The 24,730-nt window shown below is 42.2% G+C and carries 19 protein-coding genes, 2 pseudogenes and 1 riboswitch; of the genes and pseudogenes, 1 reads left to right on the top strand and 20 read right to left on the bottom strand.

The features are described 5' to 3' along the window. Positions 1 to 106 precede the first annotated feature (106 nt). The 13 genes and pseudogenes from DW981_RS01085 to DW981_RS01030 form a co-directional block, all read right to left on the bottom strand. The gene (locus DW981_RS01085; RefSeq protein WP_118506469.1) at positions 107 to 4,660 is read right to left on the bottom strand and encodes a PolC-type DNA polymerase III; all 4,554 of its coding nucleotides are present in this window, start codon (positions 4,658 to 4,660) and stop codon (positions 107 to 109) included. Positions 4,661 to 4,664: 4 nt separating this feature from the next. Beyond that, positions 4,665 to 5,709 (bottom strand): annotated as a pseudogene (gene ispG, locus DW981_RS01080) (flavodoxin-dependent (E)-4-hydroxy-3-methylbut-2-enyl-diphosphate synthase). A gap of 26 nt (positions 5,710 to 5,735) precedes the next feature. Then, positions 5,736 to 7,091, bottom strand: coding sequence for an RIP metalloprotease RseP (gene rseP / locus DW981_RS01075; protein WP_118506468.1), 1,356 nt, complete (start codon positions 7,089 to 7,091; stop codon positions 5,736 to 5,738). Between the two features lie 46 nt (positions 7,092 to 7,137). Further along, positions 7,138 to 8,301, bottom strand: a complete 1,164-nt coding sequence (dxr, locus tag DW981_RS01070; RefSeq protein WP_118506467.1) for a 1-deoxy-D-xylulose-5-phosphate reductoisomerase — start codon at positions 8,299 to 8,301, stop codon at positions 7,138 to 7,140. Positions 8,302 to 8,404: 103 nt separating this feature from the next. Further along, positions 8,405 to 8,596 (bottom strand): phosphatidate cytidylyltransferase, encoded by a 192-nt coding sequence (locus tag DW981_RS16015; protein WP_347474477.1) that lies wholly within the window; start codon positions 8,594 to 8,596, stop codon positions 8,405 to 8,407. Further along, complete coding sequence (locus DW981_RS01065) at positions 8,551 to 9,201, bottom strand: phosphatidate cytidylyltransferase (RefSeq protein WP_347474476.1); 651 nt, start codon at positions 9,199 to 9,201, stop codon at positions 8,551 to 8,553. The genes DW981_RS16015 and DW981_RS01065 overlap by 46 nt, the downstream gene beginning before the upstream one ends. A 13-nt stretch (positions 9,202 to 9,214) precedes the next feature. Further along, positions 9,215 to 9,931: an isoprenyl transferase gene (locus DW981_RS01060; protein WP_118506466.1), complete on the bottom strand. Its 717-nt coding sequence runs from the start codon at positions 9,929 to 9,931 to the stop codon at positions 9,215 to 9,217. A 138-nt stretch (positions 9,932 to 10,069) separates the two neighbouring features. Continuing rightward, positions 10,070 to 10,624, bottom strand: coding sequence for a ribosome recycling factor (gene frr, locus DW981_RS01055; protein WP_022026264.1), 555 nt, complete (start codon positions 10,622 to 10,624; stop codon positions 10,070 to 10,072). A gap of 25 nt (positions 10,625 to 10,649) precedes the next feature. Continuing rightward, entirely contained in the window at positions 10,650 to 11,354 is a 705-nt protein-coding gene (pyrH, locus tag DW981_RS01050) for a UMP kinase (protein WP_118506465.1), read from the bottom strand. A gap of 14 nt (positions 11,355 to 11,368) precedes the next feature. Next, positions 11,369 to 12,259: a polymer-forming cytoskeletal protein gene (locus DW981_RS01045; RefSeq protein WP_118506464.1), complete on the bottom strand. Its 891-nt coding sequence runs from the start codon at positions 12,257 to 12,259 to the stop codon at positions 11,369 to 11,371. Positions 12,260 to 12,330: 71 nt separating this feature from the next. Next, on the bottom strand, positions 12,331 to 12,900 hold the full coding sequence (locus DW981_RS01040; RefSeq protein WP_118506463.1) for a hypothetical protein: 570 nt from the start codon (positions 12,898 to 12,900) through the stop codon (positions 12,331 to 12,333). Next, positions 12,891 to 13,346 carry a J domain-containing protein gene (locus DW981_RS01035; protein ID WP_118506462.1) on the bottom strand — a complete coding sequence of 152 codons (456 nt, stop codon included), beginning with the start codon at positions 13,344 to 13,346 and terminating at the stop codon, positions 12,891 to 12,893. The genes DW981_RS01040 and DW981_RS01035 overlap by 10 nt, the downstream gene beginning before the upstream one ends. After that, positions 13,346 to 14,176: a DUF5685 family protein gene (locus tag DW981_RS01030; RefSeq protein ID WP_118506461.1), complete on the bottom strand. Its 831-nt coding sequence runs from the start codon at positions 14,174 to 14,176 to the stop codon at positions 13,346 to 13,348. The genes DW981_RS01035 and DW981_RS01030 overlap by 1 nt, the downstream gene beginning before the upstream one ends. Before the next feature lie 364 nt (positions 14,177 to 14,540). Between DW981_RS01030 and dtd the strand changes: the two genes are divergently transcribed. Continuing rightward, positions 14,541 to 14,996: a D-aminoacyl-tRNA deacylase gene (gene dtd / locus DW981_RS01025; RefSeq protein ID WP_022026258.1), complete on the top strand. Its 456-nt coding sequence runs from the start codon at positions 14,541 to 14,543 to the stop codon at positions 14,994 to 14,996. A gap of 162 nt (positions 14,997 to 15,158) precedes the next feature. Here dtd and DW981_RS01020 read toward each other — a convergent pair whose 3' ends face one another. From DW981_RS01020 to DW981_RS00995, 7 genes and pseudogenes are all read right to left on the bottom strand, one after another. After that, positions 15,159 to 17,069, bottom strand: a complete 1,911-nt coding sequence (locus DW981_RS01020) for a GGDEF domain-containing protein (RefSeq protein WP_182434064.1) — start codon at positions 17,067 to 17,069, stop codon at positions 15,159 to 15,161. A gap of 194 nt (positions 17,070 to 17,263) precedes the next feature. Further along, the gene (locus DW981_RS01015) at positions 17,264 to 18,478 is read right to left on the bottom strand and encodes an aminotransferase class I/II-fold pyridoxal phosphate-dependent enzyme (protein ID WP_182434067.1); all 1,215 of its coding nucleotides are present in this window, start codon (positions 18,476 to 18,478) and stop codon (positions 17,264 to 17,266) included. A 168-nt stretch (positions 18,479 to 18,646) separates the two neighbouring features. After that, positions 18,647 to 18,853 (bottom strand): annotated as a pseudogene (locus DW981_RS16010) (aspartate aminotransferase); the annotation flags it as partial. A gap of 243 nt (positions 18,854 to 19,096) precedes the next feature. Further along, positions 19,097 to 20,155, bottom strand: a complete 1,059-nt coding sequence (locus DW981_RS01010) for a GGDEF domain-containing protein (RefSeq protein ID WP_118506459.1) — start codon at positions 20,153 to 20,155, stop codon at positions 19,097 to 19,099. A gap of 219 nt (positions 20,156 to 20,374) precedes the next feature. Further along, a riboswitch (cyclic di-GMP riboswitch) is annotated at positions 20,375 to 20,450 on the bottom strand. 251 nt (positions 20,451 to 20,701) lie between these two features. Further along, complete coding sequence (gene tsf / locus DW981_RS01005) at positions 20,702 to 21,631, bottom strand: translation elongation factor Ts (protein WP_118506458.1); 930 nt, start codon at positions 21,629 to 21,631, stop codon at positions 20,702 to 20,704. 30 nt (positions 21,632 to 21,661) lie between these two features. Beyond that, complete coding sequence (gene rpsB / locus DW981_RS01000) at positions 21,662 to 22,384, bottom strand: 30S ribosomal protein S2 (protein ID WP_022026253.1); 723 nt, start codon at positions 22,382 to 22,384, stop codon at positions 21,662 to 21,664. A 240-nt stretch (positions 22,385 to 22,624) separates the two neighbouring features. Beyond that, positions 22,625 to 24,727, bottom strand: coding sequence for a DUF262 and DUF1524 domain-containing protein (locus DW981_RS00995; protein ID WP_118506457.1), 2,103 nt, complete (start codon positions 24,725 to 24,727; stop codon positions 22,625 to 22,627). Positions 24,728 to 24,730: the final 3 nt, after the last annotated feature.

Below are 24,730 nucleotides of genomic sequence, written 5' to 3'. Positions count from 1 at the left end.
AAAGGCGGTGCTTAATGCACCGCCCCTTTTTCACGAAAACGATCATGAATATTATGCGATATGATACATGATAACGCGCATTTTACTTTTTTGCTGTTAATTCTTATCACAGAAAGTCCATCAGCGAGATCTGATTTGAATGTGGCAGATCCCCGAATAATCCAAGCCTATCCATCGTCTCTACTGTATTTGCGCTGACCTTGCACCGGGTCTTAAAGTCTTCCTGTGACAAAAATTCCCCTTTGCTCGCCTCATCCTCGATCAACTCTGCTGCTTTATCTCCCAGTCCGTCGATCGATGAAAAAGCAGGCATTAATTTCCCATCCACGATCTGAAATCTGGTTGCTTTGGATCGATAAATATCAATCTTGCAAAAACCAAATCCTCGCGCATACATTTCCTGTACAAGATGCATATCATCTAACGTATTCTTTTCTTTGTCAGACAACTCATTTTTGCGTCTGTTGTAATCATTAATGTAATACTCTAACCGCTCTCTGCCCTGACACATGATCTCATAATCAAAGGCTGTCGCACGAATACTAAAATATGACGCATAATACGCCAACGGCTCGTGCACCTTAAACCATGCAACACGCAATCCCATCATAACATAAGCTGCCGCATGCGCTTTTGGGAACATATATTTGATCTTTTTGCAGGATTCGATGTACCAGTCCGGCACATTGCAGGCACGCATATCTTCTTCCATGTCCGGTGTCAAACCTTTTCCCTTACGTACACTCTCCATGATCTTAAAGGAACGTTCATTTTCCACGCCCATACTGATCAAATAGATCATAATATCATCACGGGTACAGATCGCCGTAGACAACGTACAGTCACCGTTTTTAATATAATACTGTGCATTGCCAAGCCATACATCGGTACCATGTGACAGTCCCGAAATACGGACAAGATCCGAAAAGTTTTTTGGCTTAGCATCTAACAGCATGCCCATAACAAAGTTAGTTCCAAACTCCGGTACACCCAGACATCCAAGCGTACATCCGCCAATATCTTCCGGCGTAATACCTAACGCCTCTGTCGAGGCAAAAAGAGAAAGCACATCCGGATCATTCATCGGGATCTCCGAGGCATCTTTACCCGTAAGATCCTCTAACATACGGATCATTGTAGGATCCAAATGTCCTAAAATATCCAGTTTCAACAAGTTTGCATCAATCTTATGATAATCGAAATGTGTCGTTATGATCTTGGTTGTCATATCATTGGCCGGATGTTGTACCGGCGTAAAGGTGTAGATCTCTTCTCCGATCGGCAACACAACGATACCGCCTGGATGCTGTCCTGTGGTACGTCTTACACCTACACAGCCTTTCGCAATACGTTCCATTTCCGCACTGCGCTTTGTGATCTCATGTTCTTCACAATATTTCTTAACGTAGCCATATGCGGTCTTTTCCGCCATTGTACCAACCGTTCCGGCACGAAAAGTCTGACCTGCACCAAAAATAACCTCCGTATAATCGTGTGCATTACTCTGATACTCATTGGAAAAGTTCAGGTCGATATCAGGCTCTTTGTCTCCCTTAAATCCCAAGAATGTTTCAAACGGAATATCATGACCTTCTTTGTTCATTACTGTCCCACAATTCGGACAGATCTTATCCGGAAGATCGCACGCAGAAGTTCCCGCATTTTCCTTGATCACCGGATCATCAAAGTCATAATGATGGCAGGTTGAACAATAATAATGTGCCGGCAACGGATTGATCTCCGTAATTCCGGACATCGTTGCCGCAAAGGATGATCCAACTGAGCCTCGGGAACCAACCAGGTATCCATCTTCGTTAGACTTCCACACCAACTTCTGTGCAATAATATACATCACGGCATATCCGTTACCAATGATCGATTTTAACTCTCTCTCTAAACGCTCTTCAACGACCGGAGGAAGATCAGGACCATAGATCTCATGTGCTCTGTTATAGCAGATATTACGCAGATCCTGATCAGAATTTTCAATATACGGCGGACATTTTCGCGGACTGCACGGATAAATCTTATCCACCATATCAGCGATCAGATTGGTGTTCGTAATGACAATTTCCTCTGCCTTTTTGGATCCAAGATATTGAAATTCCGCAAGCATTTCCTCTGTTGTTCGATAATATAGCGGTGCCTGCTGATCCGCATCCGCAAACCCCTTACCGGACATAATAATACGGCGATACACCTCATCTTCCGGATTCAGAAAATGCACATCGCAGGTTGCCACAACCAGCTTATTATAAGCCTCTCCAAGAGAAACAATCCGACGGTTAAGCTCCTTCAGATCGTTATCATCCTGTATCTGCGGATATTTATCTTCGTCACGAACCATGAATTCATTGTTCCCGATCGGCTGGATCTCCAAATAATCATAAAAGCGGACTAAACGGTCAATCTCTTCCTCCGGCTTTTCTTCAACAAGTGCACGGAACAACTCACCCGCCTCACACGCTGAACCGATCAAAAGGCCCTCACGCCACTTCATAAACAGACTCTTTGGCAATTTCGGTCGTCTGTTAAAGTATTTCAAATGAGACTCTGACACCAAACGATACAGATTCACGCGGCCGGTTTCATTTTTGGCTAAGATAACAGCATGATACGATGGCATCTTACGAATCGACTCCTCATTCGGAATACAAGCCTCGTTTAACTGTGTCAGATTCTTGATCTCCTTGTCTTCCAACCGCTTGATCATATGCAAAAAGATTTCTGCCGTTGCCTCTGCATCGTCCACCGCTCTATGATGATGTTCCAGAGAAACATTAAGCTGCTTTGCCACAGTATGTAATTTGTAATTTTTAAGTTCCGGTAAAAGTGCTCGCGCAACAGACACCGTATCCACAATCGTAAATTTGCAGTCAAGCCCGAGATCTGATGATTTCTGACTAATAAATCCCATATCAAATCCGGCGTTATGTGCCACCATGACTGCCCCTTCACAGAACTCCAAAAATCGTGGAAGAACAGTTTCGATCCCATCCGCATCGCAAACCATAGAATCATCAATGGATGTCAATTTCGTGATATGATATGGAATCGGTCGGTGCGGATTGATAAAGGTACTAAAACGATCGGTGATCGTTCGATTTTCGACCTTTACAGCACCAATTTCTATGATTTCGTTGCTTTTAGGACCAATTCCTGTCGTCTCCAAGTCAAACACAACATACGTATCATCAAACGCTTGTCCTTCATCATTTTGAACCGCTTCGATCAGATCATCGACCAAATATGCTTCGACGCCATACAACACCTTAAATGCATCGTCACGATCCACTTCATGATCTGCATCCGGAAATGACTGTACAACACCGTGGTCTGTGATCGCCACTGCAGGGTGTCCCCACTCTTTTGCGCGTTTCACAAATTCACGTACCGGAACTACTGAGTCCATCTCACTCATTTGTGTATGTGCATGTAATTCCACTCGTTTTGGGCCCTCATAGATATCCATCCGTTTTTCTCTGGTATCTTTGCCCGGTTTGATGCCACGTACTGAACTGATCGTGATCTCGCGGCTAAAGGTATCAAAAATCGGGATTCCTTTCAGTTTTATAAATTTACCGTTTTTGAGTTCTCCGCCAATGGATTCTAATACTTCCGGCTCCAAAAAGATCTTCGCCTGAATCGTATCGGTAAAATCTGTAATATTAAACATTAACAGGATCTTACCACTTTTAAGCTCCCTCTCTTCCGAAGACAATATCATTCCCTCGATCACAACCTCACCAGGATCCTCCTGGATATCTGCAATCTTGATCATATTGCCATCACAGTTACGTCCATAGAAACATTCTTCGTCCACATTGCCATGAAACGAACCTCTTCCACCTTTTCGGCTGTAAGGATTGCCTCGAAACGTCTTTTTCTCTCCTCCGGCTTTCTTCTCCGTGGAATCGTTCTTTTTCTCCACAACCGGTTCCGCAGCGGTCTTGACGACAGTCTCTGTAGGTGCTTTCTGTCCGGAGACTGTCCCCGGATCCTGTGATCTTCCTGCGGTTTTTCCTTGTGCACCCATGTTTTTTGTTCCGGAACCACGCTCGGACCCTTGCGCTTTCTCCGTACCGAATGCCTCCACCGACTGCACCTGATTCTTATGTTGTATCACATCGCGATAGCTGATCTCTTCCTCTTCTTGAATCTGCGGTTCACGGTAACTGATCTTTAATGTGATCGAAAATCCGGCTTTTCTTGAAAAAAGATCTTGAACTTTCTTGATCACCTCTGTCTCTCTGGCACGAAACAATATATCATCGTCACAGCACAAATAGAGTGTCTCCCCTTCGAGATGACACTCTCCACTATAAAACATGTTAAATTCCAGAACATTGCTTTCTTTCAAGATCATCAAAATGCTGTCCTGGTATTCCTGCCAAAAATTCTCAGGCGTATACTGTTCTGACAGTCGAAACCGATCTGTTACCTGTACGGTAAATCCTGCTTTATCAAACAACTGATTCAATGCGTACTCTAACAGTGCAATCTCACGGTATGGAATAATATGTTCACTGACAATATGAACCTCCACTCTTTTTTGCTCCCGCAACAGACACAGACGTTCTACATATACTTCCTCAAAAACAGACTGCTGCCTTGCCGTCAAACGAAGATCAGCAAACGTTTCCTGTAGTAACTTTTCCATTCGATCACATCCTATCAAGTTCCTGCTGCAATGCTAAGAGTAATTGATCTTCCGGAACTTTACGGATCACTTCGCCTTTTTGATCAAAGACCCTCACCTTTGCCCCCGGCAATTCCGATATCAGCCTCTCTCGCCTCTCCGGGACCATTTACAACGCAGCCCATTACAGCTACTTTTATATCTTTGTCAAGATCCTTGACCATATTTTCCACTTTCGTTGCAAGACCGATCAAATCAATCTGAGTTCGTCCACAAGTTGGGCAAGAAACAACCGTTACGCCCCCTTTACGCAACCCAAGTGTCCGCAAAATAAGTTTTGCCGAGCGTACCTCTTCGACCGGATCACCAGTGAGAGACACACGTATCGTATCTCCAATACCCTCATACAGAATCGTTCCAATACCGATCGCTGATTTAATGTTCCCGGAGTGAACCGTTCCAGACTCCGTAATTCCAACGTGCAGCGGATAACGACTCTGTTTATCCATTAACTCATGTGCTTTGATACTCATTAATACATCCGAGGATTTAATACTGATGACCAAATTGTCATAGCCCATATTTTCGATCATTGCAACTTTCTGTAATGCACTCTTTACCAACCCCTCCGCCGTCACATGACCGTATTCTGCAATAATATCTTTTTCAAGAGAGCCACTATTGACGCCGACACGGATCGGGATCCCACGCTCCTTAGCAGCATTCACAACAGCACGTACACGCTCCTCATCACCAATGTTGCCAGGATTGATACGAATCTTATCTGCCCCGTTTTCAATTGCCGCCAATGCCAGACGATAGTCAAAATGAATGTCTGCGACCAGCGGAATATGGATCTGCTTATGAATCTCTTTCAAACTTTCTGCCGCCTGCATTGTTGGTACTGCACAACGGATAATATCACAGCCGGCCTCCTCCAGCGCATGAATCTGTGCAACCGTTGCTGCCACATCCTCTGTCTTGGTATTCGTCATCGACTGAATTGCTACCGGATTGCCACCACCGATCTTACGATCACCTATCTGAATCACTTTTGTCTGTTCACGCATCTATCCTCACCTATCCTTCTCCCGTATTAATGAATGATCTTAATCACGTCATTGTATAATACAAATACCATAAATAGCATTAGTAATACGAAACCTGCGAAATGTATATAGCCTTCCTTTTCGCGGTCTACCGGCTTACCACGCACAGCTTCTATCAAAATAAAGACCAGACGTCCGCCATCCAGTGCCGGTAATGGCAGCAGGTTCATAACGCCTAAGTTAGCACTTAGCAATACTGCCATGTACAAAATGCTCAGCCACATTTCTTTCAAACCGATCTTAGACGTCTCATTGATCATGGTTCCAACAGTATCTACAATACCAACCGGACCGGATACTTCCTTCATCGACATTTTGCCGGTCACAAGCTGACCTAAGCTGGCAACCGTTGTCTCGATCCAATATTTTACTTCGATCAAGCTATACCGCAAAATCTGTCCTGCATTACCCTTCTGATAATCGGAAGCATATATTCCCAGTGTTTTGGTCTTGTAAGATTTTGGTGCGATCTCATACGTTTTCTCTTCGCTGCCTCTGCGGATCACAAATGAAATCGCTTCTCCTTCTTTTTTCTCTTCTTCCATGACTTTGCCAAGTTCTTCGCCATTATCCACAGTACGTCCATTTACAGACAAGATCTCATCCCCCGCCTTAACGCCTGCCTTTTGAAACGGCGAATCTTTGCTCACATCTGAGATTTTCGTATCTGCTGTGTTCTGCTGTTTGTAGGAAAAGCCAAACAAGTATGCGGTATAATTCGGATCCACCATGATTGTCTTTTCTTTGCCGTCACGCTCGATCTCTACCTTCACCTCTTCTCCGCTCAAAGGATGTAACATCAAGTACGTGTCAATTTCACGGCCGATCGTAATTTTTTTGCCATTGATCCGGCGGATCACATCACCTTTTTTGATTCCAGCCTCACTTGCCGGCTGATTGTCATACGCTGCAAGAACACGCGGAATATCTATTCCGTTATTGGCCAGAATAATAACCGAAAATACAAATGCCAGAATAAAGTTAAAGAAGGGACCTGCAAATACGATAGAGAAGCGTGCCCACACACCCTTTGTATTAAAAGAATCTTCCGCATCATTGTCCTCGTCTTCTCCTACCATAGCACAAGATCCACCGATTGGTAAAAGTTTCCAAGAATATTTAGTTACATCCTGCCAGTCTTCGTAGGCATCAAACTTCTTTTGCGAACAGAAAAATCGACAAACCGGCCCTTTCTTTGTCTTTGCAAACGTAATAATTCTCGGACCCATTCCCACGGAAAATTCAGGTACTCCGACACCGTGTTTTTTTGCAAGTAGAAAGTGCCCCAATTCATGAATCACCACAATGACTGTGAATATCAACAATGCTGCAATTATGTTCATAGTTTTCTCCAATCTGCCATCGTTTCCGATGACATCTATCCTTTCTTTATGCTTTGATCTTCTCTTTCAGCAAACGATATACGTCTTTCTCTACCGCCAAAATTTCCTCCAATGACGGATCTTTGATCACATGATGATGCTCCATACTCCAAGCGATCAAACGTGCTATATCCAAATAACCGATCTTATGCTGTAAAAACAATGCTACCGCCATTTCATTCGCAGCATTTAATACCGTTGGAAGACTGCCTCCTGTGCGTCCTGCCTCATATGCTAGAGCTAATCCTTCAAAAGTGTCCATATCCGGCTGCTCAAACGTGATCTCCTGCAATTTCCAAAAATCTAACCGCTCGCCCTGTAGATAACGGCGATGTGGATATGTCAAGGCATACTGGATCGGCAGTTTCATATCCGGCGTTCCAAGCTGCGCCATTACGGCTCCATCTTCAAATTCCACCATAGAGTGTATCACACTCTGTGGCTGCAAAACGACTTGTATACGATCAAAATCCACATCAAACAGATGACGGGCTTCGATCACTTCCAAACCCTTATTGACCATCGTTGCAGAATCGATCGTGATCTTGCGTCCCATGCTCCAGTTCGGATGACGGAGCGCATCTTCCACGCGGATATGTTCTAATTCCTCTTTCTTTTTACCACGGAACGGTCCACCGGATGCCGTAAGCAAAATTTTATGTAAAGAACCATGTTCCTCGCCTTGCAGACACTGAAAAATAGCTGCATGTTCACTGTCCACCGGCAATAGCTTAACGCCATGCTTCTCCACCAAAGGCATAATGATGTGACCGGCCGTCACCAATGTTTCTTTGTTGGCAAAGGCAATGTCTTTCCCTGACTTGATCGCCTCGATCACAGGACGAATCCCGATCATGCCGACTACTGCTGCAACAACTATGGTTGCTTCGGAATAGGTTGCACAAGCGATCAGTCCATCCATTCCCGTAACGATCTCGGTATCCGCCGCAGCATCTTTACGTAAATGCAAACGCTCCTGTAATTCTTTTGCCTTGTCTTCCAAATACACGCACACTAACTTCGGCGTAAATTCTACAATCTGTTTTTCCAACAGATCAATGTTAGACCCTGCTGCAAGCGTTACGATCTGCATATCTTCATTTGCTCTGACAACCTCTAATGTCTGTGTTCCGATCGATCCTGTAGAACCAAGTACTGCTATCTGTTTCATGGTTAAATAACCCCTCCATTTCAAAGTTTCTCCTGCATTCGTAAAACTATCCGCATCACAAATAATGCATAGTCAAAAATACACTTAATACCCTATTATAATCCTACAGCGAATGAAACATCGTCACTAAATAATATACGATAGGCGCTGTAAAAATAATACTGTCGAAACGGTCTAAAATACCGCCATGACCCGGGATCAATGTCCCATAATCTTTAATGTCGTGATTTCTCTTGATCGCAGATGCTGTCAGATCGCCAATTTGTGAAATAACAGAGGATACTGCACCAACCACTGCAAACTGCCACCACAATGCGGTCTGGGTGCGGTAAAAGCCAGTGCAAACAAAAAGCCGATCAAAGCTGCACCAATAATCCCCCCCACACATCCTTCAATGGTCTTATTTGGACTCAATTTAGATGGCATTTTATGCTTTCCGGTCAATTTACCGACACAGTATGCACAGGTGTCTGAGCCCCATGCTCCGATAAAGATCAGCCATACCATCAGTTGACCTCCCTCAAGCATACGTACCTGAAATACATACGACAACATCATTGTCACATAGATCAATCCAAAAAATACCATAATGATCTGTTCACTGCAATATTTTGGGTAAGCGATCACATAACAAGCCATCATAAGCATCAGCGCCCCGATCAACAACATAATAACATAGTCCGTTTTTTGTGCCGCCAACAACAGATCCAGGCCAATACTCGCGGCATATCCGATCAACGCCGGTACTGTCTTTTCCATTTTAACGGCACGATAAAGCTCAAACAGGCCGATCACAGTGATCAATGTTATTACCCAAAACAATGGCAAACCGCCAAAGATCATCAATGCGATCGTAATGATCATCAATACAATTCCACTCAGTAGTCTAGTCTTAAACATATCTGCTCCCTTTCTATTTGACACCACCGAAACGCCGGTCTCTTTGTTGATAATATTCTACTGCCTTTTCCAGTTCTTTTTTATTAAAATCAGGCCACAAACAATCTGTAAAATAAAACTCGGTATAAGCCATCTGCCACAACAGATAATTAGAAAGCCTCTGTTCACCGCTGGTTCGTATCATAAGATCCGGATCCGGTATTCCCTTTGTATCCAAATATTCGGAAATCGTCTCCTCGGTAATATCTATCGGATTCAAAATGCCGTCTTTAACATCTTTCCCCATCTTGGTCACCGCACGCCGAATTTCATCTCTGCTGCCATAGTTTAAGGCAACCTGAAAATGCAACCCGGTATTTTTTGCCGAAAACTCTTCCAACTCACGGATCTGATCCTGCAGATCCGGTGCCAGTCTCGTAATATCTCCTATCACGCGTACCTGCATGTTGTTCTTCTCACTGGTTTTTAAGCAATCCTTTAAGTAACTATATAACAACTTCATCAAAGCATCGACTTCCTCTTTGGGTCTGGACCAATTCTCCGTTGAAAATGCATACATCGTCACGTATTCAATGCCCATATCCCATGCTGCCGCACAAATCTTTTCTACGTTTTTGCTGCCAGCTGCATGACCTGCGTTCCTTGGAAGGAAACGCTTTTTAGCCCATCTTCCGTTGCCATCCAAAATGATCGCTACATGTCTGGGTACGGCTCTCTTCTCATCACTCATCTATATCCTCATTTCTATGCGCAACTGCACCCATCCCGGGAGCAGACGCCATATTCCTTTATTGAAAAGTAGGGATAGACCCATTCCGTCCATCCCTATGATCCATGTTTTGAGAAAATCTCTCAAAACTATGTTATACTATACTGTCATGATCTCTTTAGATTTTGACTCAACCATTTCATCAATTTTCTTAACAAACTGATCTGTCAGTTTCTGCACTTCTGCCTCCGCATCCTTCTGCTCATCCTCAGAAATTTCATTTGCTTTCTGCTCTTTTTTGATATAATCGTTCGCATCTCTGCGGATATTACGGATCGCTACCTTGGCATCCTCGCCCTTTTTCTTGACATCCTTTGTCAAATCCTTACGACGTTCCTCCGTCAGTTCCGGGAAAGTCAAACGGATCACTTTACCGTCATTATTTGGCGTAAGCCCCAGATCAGAAACTAAGATTGCTTTCTCAATCTCCTTGATCAAACTTGCCTCCCAAGGCTGGATCACCAATGTACGTGCCTCAGATACGGAAATATTGGCAACAGACTGTAAGTTTGTCGGCTGTCCATAATAATCCACCGAAATACGATCCAACACATGCGGATTAGCGCGGCCTGCTCGGATCGTCGTATACTCGTTTGCAAGACTTTCAATTGATTTATTCATTTTCTCTTCAAATTGTCCTAATGATACACTCATGTTTACACCATACCTTTCTTATTCTCTATGCTTCTACCAACGTACCTGCCGTTGTTCCCATTGCTGTGTCAATAATACTGTTCTTTTCATTCAATCCAAAGATCATCATCGGCATATGATTCTCCATGCATAGAACCGCTGCTGCCAGATCAATAACACCCAAACGCTTATTGACCACCTCATTAATGGAAATCGTATCAAACTTTTTCGCTTCCGGATGTACGGCCGGATCACAGTCGTATACGCCATCAATGGATTTACCGGATAAGATCACATCTGCCTCGATCTCTATCGCACGAAGCACCGTGGCTGTGTCTGTTGAAAAGTAAGGATGTCCCGTTCCACCGGCAAAAAATACAACCTCTCCCGCTTCCAACGCCTTCACAGCTTTATCCTTTGAAAACAGTTCTGTAAACGCTCCGCAGACAAACGGTGTCATAACACTTGTCTTCAAACCAACATAGCGGAAAATATCAGAAACATATACACAGTTCATAACGGTAGCTAACATACCGATCTGATCTGCCTTGGTGCGGTCGATCGTTTCACTGGTACGACCTCTCCAAAAGTTACCGCCACCGGTCACGATAGCAACTTGTACACCATCCTCGACCAGACTCTTTACCTGTCTTGCCACTTCTAAGCAGGTAGCCTCATCAAAACCTGTCTTATTCGGACCGGCCAAAGCTTCACCACTTAATTTTAATAATACTCTCTTATACTTAGCCATAATTATCCTCATTTCTATGCAAAAAACTTATCAATATCCACATCAGTATAATCCAACGAACAGGATCCGTCCAAAACAGCGCCCTGATTGATCTGCAAAGACTCTGCAATAACATCTCCCTTAACAACAGCGCCTTCCTCTAAGACAACCGCACCTTGCACGTCGATCGTTCCCTTCACAGCTCCGGCAATATACGCAGATGTTCCGGTAACATTTCCAATGATCACTGTTCCTTCACTGATCTGCACGGTTCCTTCGCTGTCCAAAGATCCTTCCAGTCGCTTCGTATTAATATAGATCTCTGCACCGGAAACATTACCTGTCACTGTACCATTGATCGCTACTTTACCACGGGAAGTAATGTCACCATTGATCGTACCCATTACATCAACAGCCCCAGCCGAATTAATACCGCCATTAACGGTGGTTCCCTGACTGATCACCGTCACTGTGTCATCAGACACTTCTCCGGGTGCATCCATATGTGCTGTCCTATTTTCCTTTACCTTATCCGCTTTCTTATTGTTTTTCTTATGATTTGATGCCGTCTTTTTCTCAGCTTCCTTCGCCGCAGACTCTTTTGCCACATCCTCAATATCTTCTATCTCACCTAGGAGTTTGCTCAAATCTTCATCCATTTCTCCATTAGAGGTCTTATCATCACTCTCTGAAACATCCCCACCATCCGAAAAAATCTGGCTTAACAGATCCTTATCCACATTATCATCTGCATCGTCCGTCTTGTCCTCATCAAATAATGAACCTAGATCATCACCGATATCATCCAAATTCAAATCCTCCGGTAACGAAACATTCTCTGTCGTCTTTTCCTCGTCATCCTTAAAGATTCCCATATTTTCCTCCATTTTGCGCATTGCTACGCCCTTTATGCTGTAATACCTCATATCCGGTCACCAAACTCCGTCTGATAACCATAGTCATACTTTTTAATTATATCATGAATTTACCGGTTCGTCTATAGTCTGCTTGACCCGCCAGCCTCTGCTCTATGCATCCACTGACTCCATTTGATACGAAATACTGCATATGCCCTGTCAAATACGATCCAAACCACCTCTGCCAAAAGTACCGCTGCCAAACCAAACAAGATCTTAGAATGCTGCAAAACCGTCAGCAAGAATCCTTGTACAAGCTGTTGGAAACCAAATACATAAACATAGCTACAAACTGCACTGATCAAAAGCACATGATACAATATTCCTTTTAGTATCCACGCAAGCATCCTTTGTTTCTTTGAAAAAAAGTGTTCCAAGCACTCCCACGCGAAAACATACAGTACGAATGCCGCATATGTCAACACATACCATTTATTTGGCAACAACACTACACCTAATACACCTGCTGCCGCAGAAACCAGCAATCCATCCTTCCACCCTCTCTGCCAAGTTGTCACGCCTCCTAAGAAAGCCGCTGCCGCCAGGCAAAATAATGAACAATTCTCAAACACGCAAGACAAATACAACAACACCACCATGGCCGCTGTGATCATACCACCATAACTAACCCTGCCAGACTTTAGAAACATGTACACAAATCTCCTCCCATGCATTCACAAAGTGTATCCGCACACCAAAGATCGCAGCACAGATTGCCTGTTCCACATTCATTGCCCGCATATGGATCTCTTCCATATTGGCCACCATAACTTTGATATTGACCACGCTGATATGGATTATAACCCTGTCCACTGTTCTGGCCTTGATACCCCTGACCCTGATAGCCTTGTCCCTGATAGCCGGCACTATAGCCGCCAGACGTCTGACTGTCATTTGTTGCGTAGCCTTTCGCGCGCATATCCATGATCTGCGAATATGCCGCCTGCACTTCCTTAAACTTTTCCTCTGCCAGATCCTTCAACGGATTATTGGCATTTGCATCAGGATGATATTTACGACTCAGTTCACGATATGCCTTTTTTACCTCTTCATCTGTTGCATCGCTGGAAATCCCCAGCACCTTATATGGATCCATTATTGTTCCTCCTTCTGTAGTTCCTGTTTTATCCTATCAAAGCGATTCCATACTCCTGCATATAAAATATTACGCATAATATCTCTATACTCCAGGCACGGTAGCTTCTCAAATGCTGCTCCGGCAGCCGCGATCTCTGTCAACAGCTGCTCCTCGACCTGCGGTAATAGTTCCCGACGGTCAGTCCCCAGATAAGGGTTGAATCTCTCCTTATGGGTGTCTTCCGGCAAATCCTCAAAAGCATCCATAATATAGATAAATTTGCCCAAATAATATCCGGTTTCCCGAAAAAAATCTGCCAATCCGTCTTCTTTCCACGCAAATACTTCTGCAAGCATGCGGCCAAAACAATCTGCCAGAGCAGAAACATTCCTGCAGTCTTCCTGCTCTAACAAATGAAGCCTTTGCATTCCCTCGGCAATTGCTCTTGCCTGTCTTGGATAGTGTTGCTCCAATCGTCTGCTCTGCCCACGATACATCTGAACTCCCAATGATGCCGCCAGCGAATGTTCATCCTGCTTATCGTCCACAAAATGATAATAGCTCAGAAGCATATTAATATCTGCTGCATAGTCTGCTGCTTCCGTACGGATCACACGTCGTTTGCCTGCCGGATGGATAATGCATCGCTTGTGTTCCTCCTTTACCGCCAGATCATACACTGATGAAAGCAACAACACCAAAAATGTCATGTCATACGTCAGCGTAACCTGCCCCCGCAGCCCATAGGTATCCCGCAATGAATGACACAGGCCGCAGTAAAAGCCCTTGTAACACTCATAGTCTTTTACTAACAGCTCCGGTTTACGGATTCTTACATAACCAAACATGCTACTTCCATCCTCTCTTTTTTTCTAACGTTGTTTATCATAACATAAAAATATGGTATGATGTTAAACGAAAAATTAAATTTATATTAAAAACTCAAATTTCGCACATCCAAAGCTTCTGTAAGGTCGCATATTGCTTATTATGTCAAAGAATACTAAGTATTTTGCAGCCACAACATAGTGATTTCTGCAAGCAGCGAACTATAGTAATTGCCTTGCCGCATTTTCGTTTTTGGTGATTTCTAAATTTTGTTATCTCTGATGATTGATTTACATGCCTTTCGGAAACTCGAAGTCCCGGAAGCAAGGTAATCATCATTTTTGAAGTGCGAAGTTTGAGAAAAAAAAGAAAGGCAGAAAAAATATGAAATTAGTGATACAACGTGTTGATGAAGCAAAAGTAACCGTCGATGAGGCTATCATTGGCAGGATCAGCAAAGGGCTTCTGATCCTTGTGGGAGTCAGCGACACAGATACCACAGACATAGCAGACAAAATGCTAGATAAGGCACTCAAAATGCGTATTTTTGACGATGAAAGCGGGAAAACCAATCTATCACTCTCCGATGTTGGCGGCGAACTGCTTCTCGTCTCCCAATTCACCTTATATGCCAACTGTAAAAAGGGCCATCGCCCTTCCTTCATGGAAGCCGGTAAACCGGAGCACGCAAAAGCTCTCTATGAATACATGCTTACCAAAGCAAACGATTACTGTGATGTCGTACAACATGGATCTTTTGGTGCACATATGCATGTATCGCTGGTTGGCAACGGTCCTTTCACCATTGTATTAGATTCAAAGGAACTACTCGGGTGTTAATCATTTTATGGATCTTCCGCAAACAATAAATGTGGGTTTCATAGCGGTAATATTTCGGCTTTTCAAAAAGGGGTCGTATTCCCTGGAATACGACCCCTTATATCATTCACTTTATTTCAAAAACTCTGCAGCTTCCTTACACATAAACAATAAATGACACAATTACTGACGTTGTTTATGATATTTTACTTTCTCGCGATACATCCTCTCGTCTGCTTCTTTAATAATCTCCTCTAGCGAAATTGATCGATCCGGTATCAAAGAAACCAATCCGATACTTGCATCTACTTGATATGGCTTACCGGAAGATGCATTAAACTCGTCCAGATATCGATGCACCTTCTCGATCAACAACTCTCCGGTGTCATTATCATGCTCCGGACCGGCAACAATAAACTCGTCACCGCCAAATCTTGCACAGCAGTCATTCATTCCGCCAGATGCCTGCAGAGCCTTCGCAACCGTCGATATTGCAATATCACCATCTGCGTGACCATACGTATCATTGATCACCTTCAGACCGTTTATGTCAACCGAAAGCAATTTGAACTTTTGCTGCTCCTCTACACACTTCTCAAAGTCTGATTTAATATTCATATAAAATCCACGTCTGTTAAACAAACCTGTCAACGGATCATGGACATATTTATTCTCTAAGTTCTGAATGATCGTCTGCTGTCTCCGCTGTGTCTTGGACATATCTAATGCATTGCACACATTCAGGAAAAACTCATAATAACGAATAATGTCAGCTGTATCTTCATCAATCGAAATAACAGCATAACCTACCGTCTGCGCATGAATGTGCAGCGGAAAGAAGCAAAGGCTTCCACAGTCATCCAAAATCTCATCCAGATCCGGCAAAAGATCATTTGTATTATAATCGATCATTCCCTGCCATACACCATGTTTGCGGTATAGTACACGATTCATTCGCGAGGAATATCCGGTATGCTGTGCCATACTATTCTCCACAATATCGGAAAATTCTTCCTCATCCATGAAATTATCCACAATACATATCATGATATACTTGTTGTTTAACTTAGACGTTGACTGCATAATACCATCAAACACTTCGGCAAAGTTCGCTGCCTTTGTAAGCAACGCTGACATACGGATCTGATCCATCATAAAATACTTCATCTCCGCCTGCCATAAGCACAACGAATGAACCAAAGCATTCTGATTCTTGACCGTGTCTCCCTTGCATCCACAACTTCCGTACAACTGTAGATTTGCATCAATCTTATGAATATAATTGTCCGGAAATGTCTTGCCGGCAAAAAGTTGTTTCAAAATGTCAAACACCTGTCGTGTCACTTCTGTGATATCACGCCCTGCCGTTGCTATATGCGGCTGATGATTGACAGCCTCCGTGATGCCATCATAACCGGTGATCATAATATCCTCCGGCACCCGAAAACCACGCTGCTCCAAAAACTCTTCCACTGCCAATGCCATAACATCATTGGCGCACACCACCGCTTCCGGCATAGGAATACCACTATCAATAAACCGCTGCATAGCCTCTAATGTTGGCCCATCCCAAAAATCGCCATAGTCAATACGCCGCTCGTCCACTTCCAAATTATGATCGCGCAAAGCTCTCTTATACGCTTCAATGCGAGCTTCTGAGCAACCTTGTCCTTTGCCTCCTGCAATAAAATTAATATTCTTCGCATGATGCTCTTCGATCATATGCGATGTAATCTTATAAATTGCTTCAAGATCATCAATGCAAACACTGATACATCCCTCTAATTCACGATCAATTGATATAACCGGGATACCCTTTTGATTTGCACCATTCACAATCCTTGTTAAGATATCCTCATCCAAAAAAGTCACTGAAAAAATAACCAGTGCATCTAAGATATCATAGTTGATCAAGCGATATATTTTCCGCTCTCCGATATCATGCGAATCCATAAAATAAAACGCACTAAACGAATAAAAATAAAGCAGATTAATGTCATTTTCTGCCGCAAATTTACGAAACTGGTGTAAAAAGATATCATTATATTGTTCATCAATATTTGCCATACAAACGGCAACCGTCTTTTTTTTCATATTTTCCTCATTTCTAATAGTGCATCTGCCACCCATCACTCAATATAGAAAAGAATATACGAATATGATTTCGTACATAGCTTCCCTATATCAAAGCACATATTATCTGACTAATTATACAACACTTTTTTTGAAAAAACTACTACAAATTTTAAGGTTTAAAAATTTGCTACGATCACCCTGCAGGCACATAATTATTGATGGTAATAACTAAAGAATTCTTCCATCTTATGAATGGATTCTTCCAACACTTCAATCCGAGGAAGATATACCACACGAAAGTGATCCGGCTCACTCCAGTTAAATCCACCGCCATGAATGATCAAAATCTTCTTATCCCGAAGCAGATCCAATGCAAATTTTTCATCATCCACAATATTAAACTTCTTCGTATCTACTTTAGGAAAAATATAAAAAGCAGCCTTTGGTTTGACAGCAGTAATTCCCGGGATGTCATTGAGCGCCTTATAAATATACTCTCGCTGCTCATAAATACGCCCACCCGGCACAATGTAATTTTGCACACTTTGATGGCCGCCAAGTGCCGTCTGAACAATGGACTGTGCCGGAACATTCGAACACAAGCGCATATTAGAAAGCATATTTAAGCCCAAAATGTAATCTTTTGCCATCGCCTTGTTGCCGCTTAAAACCATCCAGCCTACACGGAAACCGGCAATCATGTGCGATTTTGATAAGCCGCTGAACGTCACGCAGAACAGATCAGGTGCCAGTGATGCGATTGAAACATGCTCTTCGTCATCCATCACCAAACGGTCATAAATCTCATCCGAAAAGATCATGATCTGATGTTCTCTCGCTACATCTACAATCTGCTGCAGCACTTCTTTCGGATAGAGTGCTCCGGTCGGATTGTTCGGATTGATAATGACAATTGCTTTTGTGCGGTCATTGATCTTTTTGCGGATATCTTCAATATCCGGATACCATTCTGACTGCTCATCGCATAAGTAATGCACGGCAGTACCTCCTGCCAGCGTCACACACGCTGTCCACAATGGATAATCCGGTGATGGCACCAACACTTCATCCCCACTGTCGAGCAAAGCAGACATGCTGAGATTGATCAGTTCACTAACACCATTTCCCGTATAAATATCTTCTATAGCAACATTTGGTATATGTTTCAACTGCGCATACTGCATGATCGCTTTTCGAGCCGAAAACATTCCTTTTGCCGGCGAATATCCCTCACAGTCTGCAAGTTGTCTGCGCATATCATAGATCACCTCATCCGGTGCACGAAAACCAAACGGTGCAGGATTTCCTATGTTTAATTTAAGAACCTGTGTTCCGGCATCCTCCATGCGATTTGCTTCCTCAACAACCGGTCCTCTTACATCATATAATACATTATCTAATTTGGATGACTTCATAAACTCTCTCATGATACTTCCTCCTGATTTCACTCTATTTTGGGTTGATCCTTTCCGGGATACCTTCCCCTCAATTTTTCCTTCTGCATTCTCTCCGTCTTCTGCTTTATGAGCGGTGTTTTTCTCGCCCACATTATGGATGGTATTTCCTTCTACCATCCGGCTGTCTCCTTCTCCCGTCAAAAGCCAGTCTGCGTCTACCTGCAGACAGTTTGCCAGAAAACGAAGAATTTCCGCTCGCGGCACTGTCTTTCCGCTCACATATTGACTCATATGGCTCTTCCCAAGCTTGACGCCATATTTATCCGCTTCGCGTACAAGATCTACCTGCTTGAACCCGCGCTGTCTCATAGCGTCTTGCAGCCGTTCTGCAAACGTCCGTTCCATAAACATTCTCATTCCTTTCTCCAGGTGCAATTCCGCAGTCGCAACTGCTGCACTGCTAACCAATCTTTTATTTATCAATCTAGTTCAATTTGCAGAACATTATATGTAAGAAAGTTCAATTTCGTGTCATTTCTGCTATTTTGAACTTCAATATGTTGCTATAATAGCACACCTGACGTTCAAAAACAATGCGTATCTTTCTTTTTTCTTAGATCTGTCGCAAGGAAAAATTCAATTTTGTCGTCAAATTGAACTTTTAGACACTACTTGATTTTTTCCATTTTCTTTGCCAATATATAATCTGGCATCTACTACTGTGACAAGTTTCTCGATCATCCTGCTTTCCGCACCGCTGCCAAAGCCAAAAGTCATACTCACCTTTACTCGTATTCCCTTATACATAACTGCTGTCTGTTCGATTGTCTCACGTATACGTTCCGCAAGTCTTAATCCCTCCTCAGGCGTACTGTGTAACAAAATCAAAATCTCCTCTCCACCCCATCGACATGCCACACCATACGGATCCACCAAAGTTTGTATGATCTCTGCAATTTTTTGCAGTACAATGTCCCCACATGTATGACCATAAGTGTCATTAATACGCTTAAAGTCATCAATATCTCCTAGTATCATGCAATACGGTGTTCCATCTTGTTCATACTGCTCCATCACTTTTCCCATGCTGCGACGATTGCGAAGTTTGGTCAATGCATCGTAACTAGCTAAAAATTGCAGATCGTCATTCTTATTTTGGAGATCTTGAAACAGCTCTTTGATCGCATACACAAACAACATCGTCTCGTAAATTAACATCGCCATACACATCGACAAATTAATAGCAAAAACGCGTATTGACAATCCATGAAAAATATTCGATACCAAATTACTTTCTCTGGATACAAAGCACGATATAACGATGATCACCGTTGCTATGATCGTTAGTGCATTATAGCTTCCTACTCCCCTCTGCCAACTGTCACTTGAAAATCCCACATAATAGATTACCGGAATCAGCGCAACAACATACAGCCAAAAACCATATCCATATCCCAAATAAAGATTACACAGCACCGCATGTGCTATAATCTCGATAAATGCTGCGATCAGCCAAAATTTAACATGCCTCTCTCTTCTCATGCAGATCGTACCCATAAAATACATAATAACACTGCAAATATTAAATCCAAATAACACGTACAACTGCAAGCGGTTAAACTCCACAGCAAGAACAATATGTACTAACATACAGAATACATACAACATTCTGTATTCTTTTAATTTTTGAACTAAAATATTTTCCATAAGCTCACTCCCCCCTTTTGTACATTACGCCATTATCTCCTGACAAGTTCAAACTATACACATCCAATATTATCATATCGTCACATATTGCTTATTATGTCATAGAACACTAAACATTTTTCTGTGCGAAGTTTGAGTTATCTTTTGATACTTTAATCGTTATAAAGAAAAAAGATGCAATTCACACTACCATTGCACCCTTTTTAACCAATTCCATCTTTGTGCAACTGGCTGCCATTTCAAAGGCCCTATAGCTTTGCGTCACAGACTTTCACCTGCTTTGCCCTATTATTGTTAATATATTGTTATTTTACCACGATATGATATCGTGTCAAGAACTTACTCTTACCTTTCGCGCTCTATAAGAACCTGTGACGCAGGCTACAAGACCGTCGCATCTTTGCAAAGCGTTTTTTACAATACAGAAAATGAAAAATTTCTTAAATTTAAAAAAACCCATGAACGCATATCGTTTATGCATTCATGGGGTATCATTTACCATATTGATCTCTTGTTCAATAAGATCATTTCCGGTCTGACTAATGATTAGCCAAGCTGTGCTGCAACCTCTGCTGCGAAATCCTCTTCCTTCTTCTCAAGACCTTCACCAGTCTCAAAACGAACGAACTTTGTAACATTAAGCTTGCATCCCTCAGCTGTTGCAACAGCCTCAATATACTGCTTAACATTCTCTTTGTTCTCAGCCTTAACATATGGCTGCTCTAACAAACATACTTCTTTAAGCTCTTTGTTAAGACGGCCAATGATCATCTTCTCAATGATCTCATCCGGCTTACCTGCATTCTTAGGATCATTCTTAGCCTGTGCAAGAAGTACCTGTTTCTCATGCTCTTTGTAATCTGCATCAACATCATCAGATGATACATACTTTGGATTCAAAGCTGCAATCTGCATTGCTACATTCTTCAAGCACTCTTTTACAGCATCGCTGTCGCTGTCTGTGTCGGCCACAACTAATACACCGATCTTACCACCAGCGTGGATATAAGAAACAACTAAACCATCTGTCGTAACTTTCTCAAAACGACGAATGTTCATGTTCTCGCCGATCTTAGCGATCATAGCTTTTAATTTCTCTTCTACAGTCTGTCCTGCCTCTGCTGCCCATGGCTCAGCCAAGAAAGCTTCGACATTTTCTGCAGATGTAACCTTAGCCTGTGCTGCAACTTCCTTAACATACTGCTGGAAAACCTCATTCTTTGCAACGAAATCTGTCTCAGAGTTTACCTCTACGATAGATGCGCTCTTGCCATCCTCAGATACGTCAACTGCAACCATACCCTCTGCTGCAATACGTCCGGATTTCTTAGCAGCCTTTGCCAAACCGTTCTCACGGAGCCATTCTACTGCTGCATCCATATCTCCATCCGTATTTGTCAGTGCCTTCTTACAATCCATCATGCCGGCACCGGTCATTTCTCTTAATTCTTTTACCTGTGAAGCTGTAATTGCCATTTCACTCGTCCTCCATTTTCCTGTTAAAGATTACTCTGCATCCTCTGCTGCTTCTGTGTCATCCATAGAAACACCCTGATTAGCCTCGATAACTGCATCAGCCATTGTAGATACGATCAACTTAACGGCTCTGATAGCATCATCGTTACCCGGAATTACATAATCAAGTTCTTCCGGATCACAGTTTGTATCAGCGATACCGATCAAAGGAATACCTAATGTATGTGCCTCCTGAACGCAGATTCTCTCCTTCTTAGGATCTACAATGAAGATAGCGTCCGGAATCTTCTTCATATCTTTGATTCCGCCAAGGTTCTTCTCAAGCTTATCCCACTCTTTCTTCAAGCCAATAACTTCCTTCTTAGGAAGAACATCAAAAGTACCATCCTCTGCCATTGTCTCGATTGCTTTCAATCTCTTGATACGAGTCTGGATCGTCTTGAAGTTAGTAAGCATACCACCTAACCATCTCTCGTTTACATAGAACATACCACAACGCTCTGCCTCTGCCTTGATAGAGTCCTGAGCCTGCTTCTTTGTTCCAACGAAAAGGATGTTACCACCGTTAGCAACGATATCTTTTACTGCATTGTATGCTGTATCAACCATGCCTACAGACTTCTGTAAGTCGATGATGTAGATACCATTACGCTCTGTGTAGATGTACTCTGCCATTTTAGGGTTCCATCTTCTTGTCTGATGTCCGAAGTGAACACCTGCTTCCAGTAACTGTTTCATTGAAATAACGCTCATTTTGTTTACCTCCATTTGGTTTTTTTGCTTCCATGTACTTCCAAACGCGAGACCTTGAGCTGTCAGGCACCTTCGCGCAATCCGCACATGTGATTAATTGATTCTATTGCGTGCAAAAACACACTAGCATAGAATAACACAAAAGAATCCCCTATGCAAGGGGATTCTTTGATTTTTTTATTTTTCGTTGTAGGGTTACAATTGATGTGACACCTATCACTATACAAAAGTGGCTGAGTCCTATAGAATGTTAATCGCTAAACCACAATCTATTCCCCCTTCTGCCTGTGCATCATAGGATTGCTTCACAATTTCCATGATTTGATCTAATTCATCCTGATGCTCCATAAACAATTCTACGTCACCATTTCCCCAGCGTCCTAAACCTGAAATATCCTTGCAGATACCGTTAGGATCATTAAGCTCTGAAAACTTCATATTAATCGAAATGCGCAATCTTTGTTTCTGGAATACAATATCAACAAAATTGGTATCTAGCTTATAAGCAACATACAACTTTTTATATTCCTTCTTCACCCTTGGAGATAATTTCATAATACGTTTATCCAAAGATTCAAACAGCATCCTTGTAAAGGCATTAACAGCATATGATTCTAAGGAATACTTCTGCACTGTTTTTTCTTCTGCTTGATATGGTGCTAGTTCTGTAGCTGTTAAAGCAGGATATGGCCAAATAACTTCTGCTTTCTTTGCTAATTCATTTGCTCTCTCTTGGATGTGTGTCTCATTCCATTCATTCTGCAAAACCACATATTTATTAATCCTAAGTGCGCTTTCTTTAAATCCACCTAGCATATCCATCTTATCCAAAAAAGGCCTGTCACTCATCTCGGAATTATATGCAGTCAAAGTAAGATTGCCAATTGTATGTAAATATTTTTTCTGGACCTCCTGCCACTCAGGGCCAAGATTAGTTTGCCACTCCAAAGAAAGGTTTTTGTTTTGCGGCATAATATGTTCAATGGTGTAATTTTCTATAGTAATTGGAGCCTTGTTTTCAAAGTTTTCCAATCGACTGAGAATATAATTTCTCGCACGCATATTATAAATATCACGGTTTACGAATGCGCCTTCAAACTTATCGTTATCTGGAAATTCTTTATAAGTATCCTGCATTACAAAGAATGCCTTAACAGAATTCAGGTAATCGTCTGGTTTAATATAATTCTTCAACGTTGCAAATGTTTTATTCATCGAATTAGTCGGAATTTCGCAAACTGCACGTCTCAGAACATAGCTAATACAAAGTTCCAGAATTTCCTTCAACTCATCTGAGGTTATTAGTCCTTCGGTACAGTCATGATGAATCTTCAGTAAGAACGGATAAGATACTTCCATTCTCAAATCAATAATATCTTCATATAACCTCCTTAAATCCGTGTCAGAATTCCGCTTAAATACAATATTAGTATAATATTTTGCATACTCCAGCAAATCTTGACAAAGTTCTCTAATACTTCCAAATTCGCAGTTCAAGTGATACAACTTGAACTCTTCATATACACGTCCCTGCTTTGGAATACGAGAAAACTTCATGGTCAAGTAATGGCGGAAGAAAGCATCCATTACAGATCCTTGCGTTTCGTAAATAAACAGTTGTTCCATAGGCCGCCAAAGATGCTCATATACATAGGTTTGTTCAGATGGCGCAAGTCCCATCAAAACATAGTTACGAATCAAATCAGATTCTAAAAGTTCTTTACCCGTAGAGTTCAAGCTTTCAAAAATTGCCTGTGCATCATCTACGGTACGGTCTAACGTGATATTAACAATCTGTAATTTTCCAATTGATTCGTATACCTCTGCTGGCTGAATTTCTTTATCGGCTAGCTTCTTATCGAAAAAGTTATAATTTTCAATCAACCTTGATCGAGTACCTTCTGCAATTGGCTTTTTCTCAACAAGGCTTATAAGAATATCCCTATCTGTTTCGGTTAGCAGTAACTTATACCGTTCATCACCATTTTCATACTCATTTTTTAGAAGCATATTATCTATACGACGAGCATTAATTGTTGTGTCATTAGGATTCTTTATTGCATAATCGCGCAAAGCTAGGAGAAGAAGAGTTAACGTTGTCATTCGCTGCTGCCCATCAATAATCATATACTTCTGAACACCTGTTGGCATCGCTTGCTCAGCAATATTAACAATAGATCCAACAAAATGACCCGCTTTACCTTTTCTCTGCATCTCTACAATATCGTTCCAAAGTCGTTTACACTGATCAATATCCCAGCTGTAAAATCTCTGATAAACTGGAATCAAAAACTGTTTATTTCCATTTAATATCTCATAGATATTGCCTTTACGTGCATCCATGTC

The organism is Clostridium sp. AM49-4BH (assembly GCF_003478335.1).
Taxonomy (GTDB): Bacteria; Bacillota; Clostridia; order Lachnospirales; family Lachnospiraceae; genus Butyribacter.
The sequence above is the reverse complement of the archived record's forward strand: the minus strand, read 5'-3'. Positions and strand labels throughout refer to the sequence as shown.

Excerpts from the sequence above, each read along its gene's own strand:
- DW981_RS01085 (WP_118506469.1), bottom strand. The coding sequence starts at position 4,660 with ATGGAAAAGTTACTACAGGAAACGTTTGCTGATCTTCGTTTGACGGCA.
- rseP (WP_118506468.1), bottom strand. The coding sequence starts at position 7,091 with ATGAACATAATTGCAGCATTGTTGATATTCACAGTCATTGTGGTGATT.
- dxr (WP_118506467.1), bottom strand. The coding sequence starts at position 8,301 with ATGAAACAGATAGCAGTACTTGGTTCTACAGGATCGATCGGAACACAG.
- DW981_RS01065 (WP_347474476.1), bottom strand. The coding sequence starts at position 9,201 with ATGTTTAAGACTAGACTACTGAGTGGAATTGTATTGATGATCATTACG.
- DW981_RS01060 (WP_118506466.1), bottom strand. The coding sequence starts at position 9,931 with ATGAGTGATGAGAAGAGAGCCGTACCCAGACATGTAGCGATCATTTTG.
- frr (WP_022026264.1), bottom strand. The coding sequence starts at position 10,624 with ATGAGTGTATCATTAGGACAATTTGAAGAGAAAATGAATAAATCAATT.
- pyrH (WP_118506465.1), bottom strand. The coding sequence starts at position 11,354 with ATGGCTAAGTATAAGAGAGTATTATTAAAATTAAGTGGTGAAGCTTTG.
- DW981_RS01045 (WP_118506464.1), bottom strand. The coding sequence starts at position 12,259 with ATGAGGTATTACAGCATAAAGGGCGTAGCAATGCGCAAAATGGAGGAA.
- DW981_RS01040 (WP_118506463.1), bottom strand. The coding sequence starts at position 12,900 with ATGTTTCTAAAGTCTGGCAGGGTTAGTTATGGTGGTATGATCACAGCG.
- DW981_RS01035 (WP_118506462.1), bottom strand. The coding sequence starts at position 13,346 with ATGGATCCATATAAGGTGCTGGGGATTTCCAGCGATGCAACAGATGAA.
- DW981_RS01030 (WP_118506461.1), bottom strand. The coding sequence starts at position 14,176 with ATGTTTGGTTATGTAAGAATCCGTAAACCGGAGCTGTTAGTAAAAGAC.
- dtd (WP_022026258.1), top strand. The coding sequence starts at position 14,541 with ATGAAATTAGTGATACAACGTGTTGATGAAGCAAAAGTAACCGTCGAT.
- DW981_RS01020 (WP_182434064.1), bottom strand. The coding sequence starts at position 17,069 with ATGAAAAAAAAGACGGTTGCCGTTTGTATGGCAAATATTGATGAACAA.
- DW981_RS01015 (WP_182434067.1), bottom strand. The coding sequence starts at position 18,478 with ATGAGAGAGTTTATGAAGTCATCCAAATTAGATAATGTATTATATGAT.
- DW981_RS01010 (WP_118506459.1), bottom strand. The coding sequence starts at position 20,155 with ATGGAAAATATTTTAGTTCAAAAATTAAAAGAATACAGAATGTTGTAT.
- tsf (WP_118506458.1), bottom strand. The coding sequence starts at position 21,631 with ATGGCAATTACAGCTTCACAGGTAAAAGAATTAAGAGAAATGACCGGT.
- rpsB (WP_022026253.1), bottom strand. The coding sequence starts at position 22,384 with ATGAGCGTTATTTCAATGAAACAGTTACTGGAAGCAGGTGTTCACTTC.
- DW981_RS00995 (WP_118506457.1), bottom strand. The coding sequence starts at position 24,727 with ATGGATGCACGTAAAGGCAATATCTATGAGATATTAAATGGAAATAAA.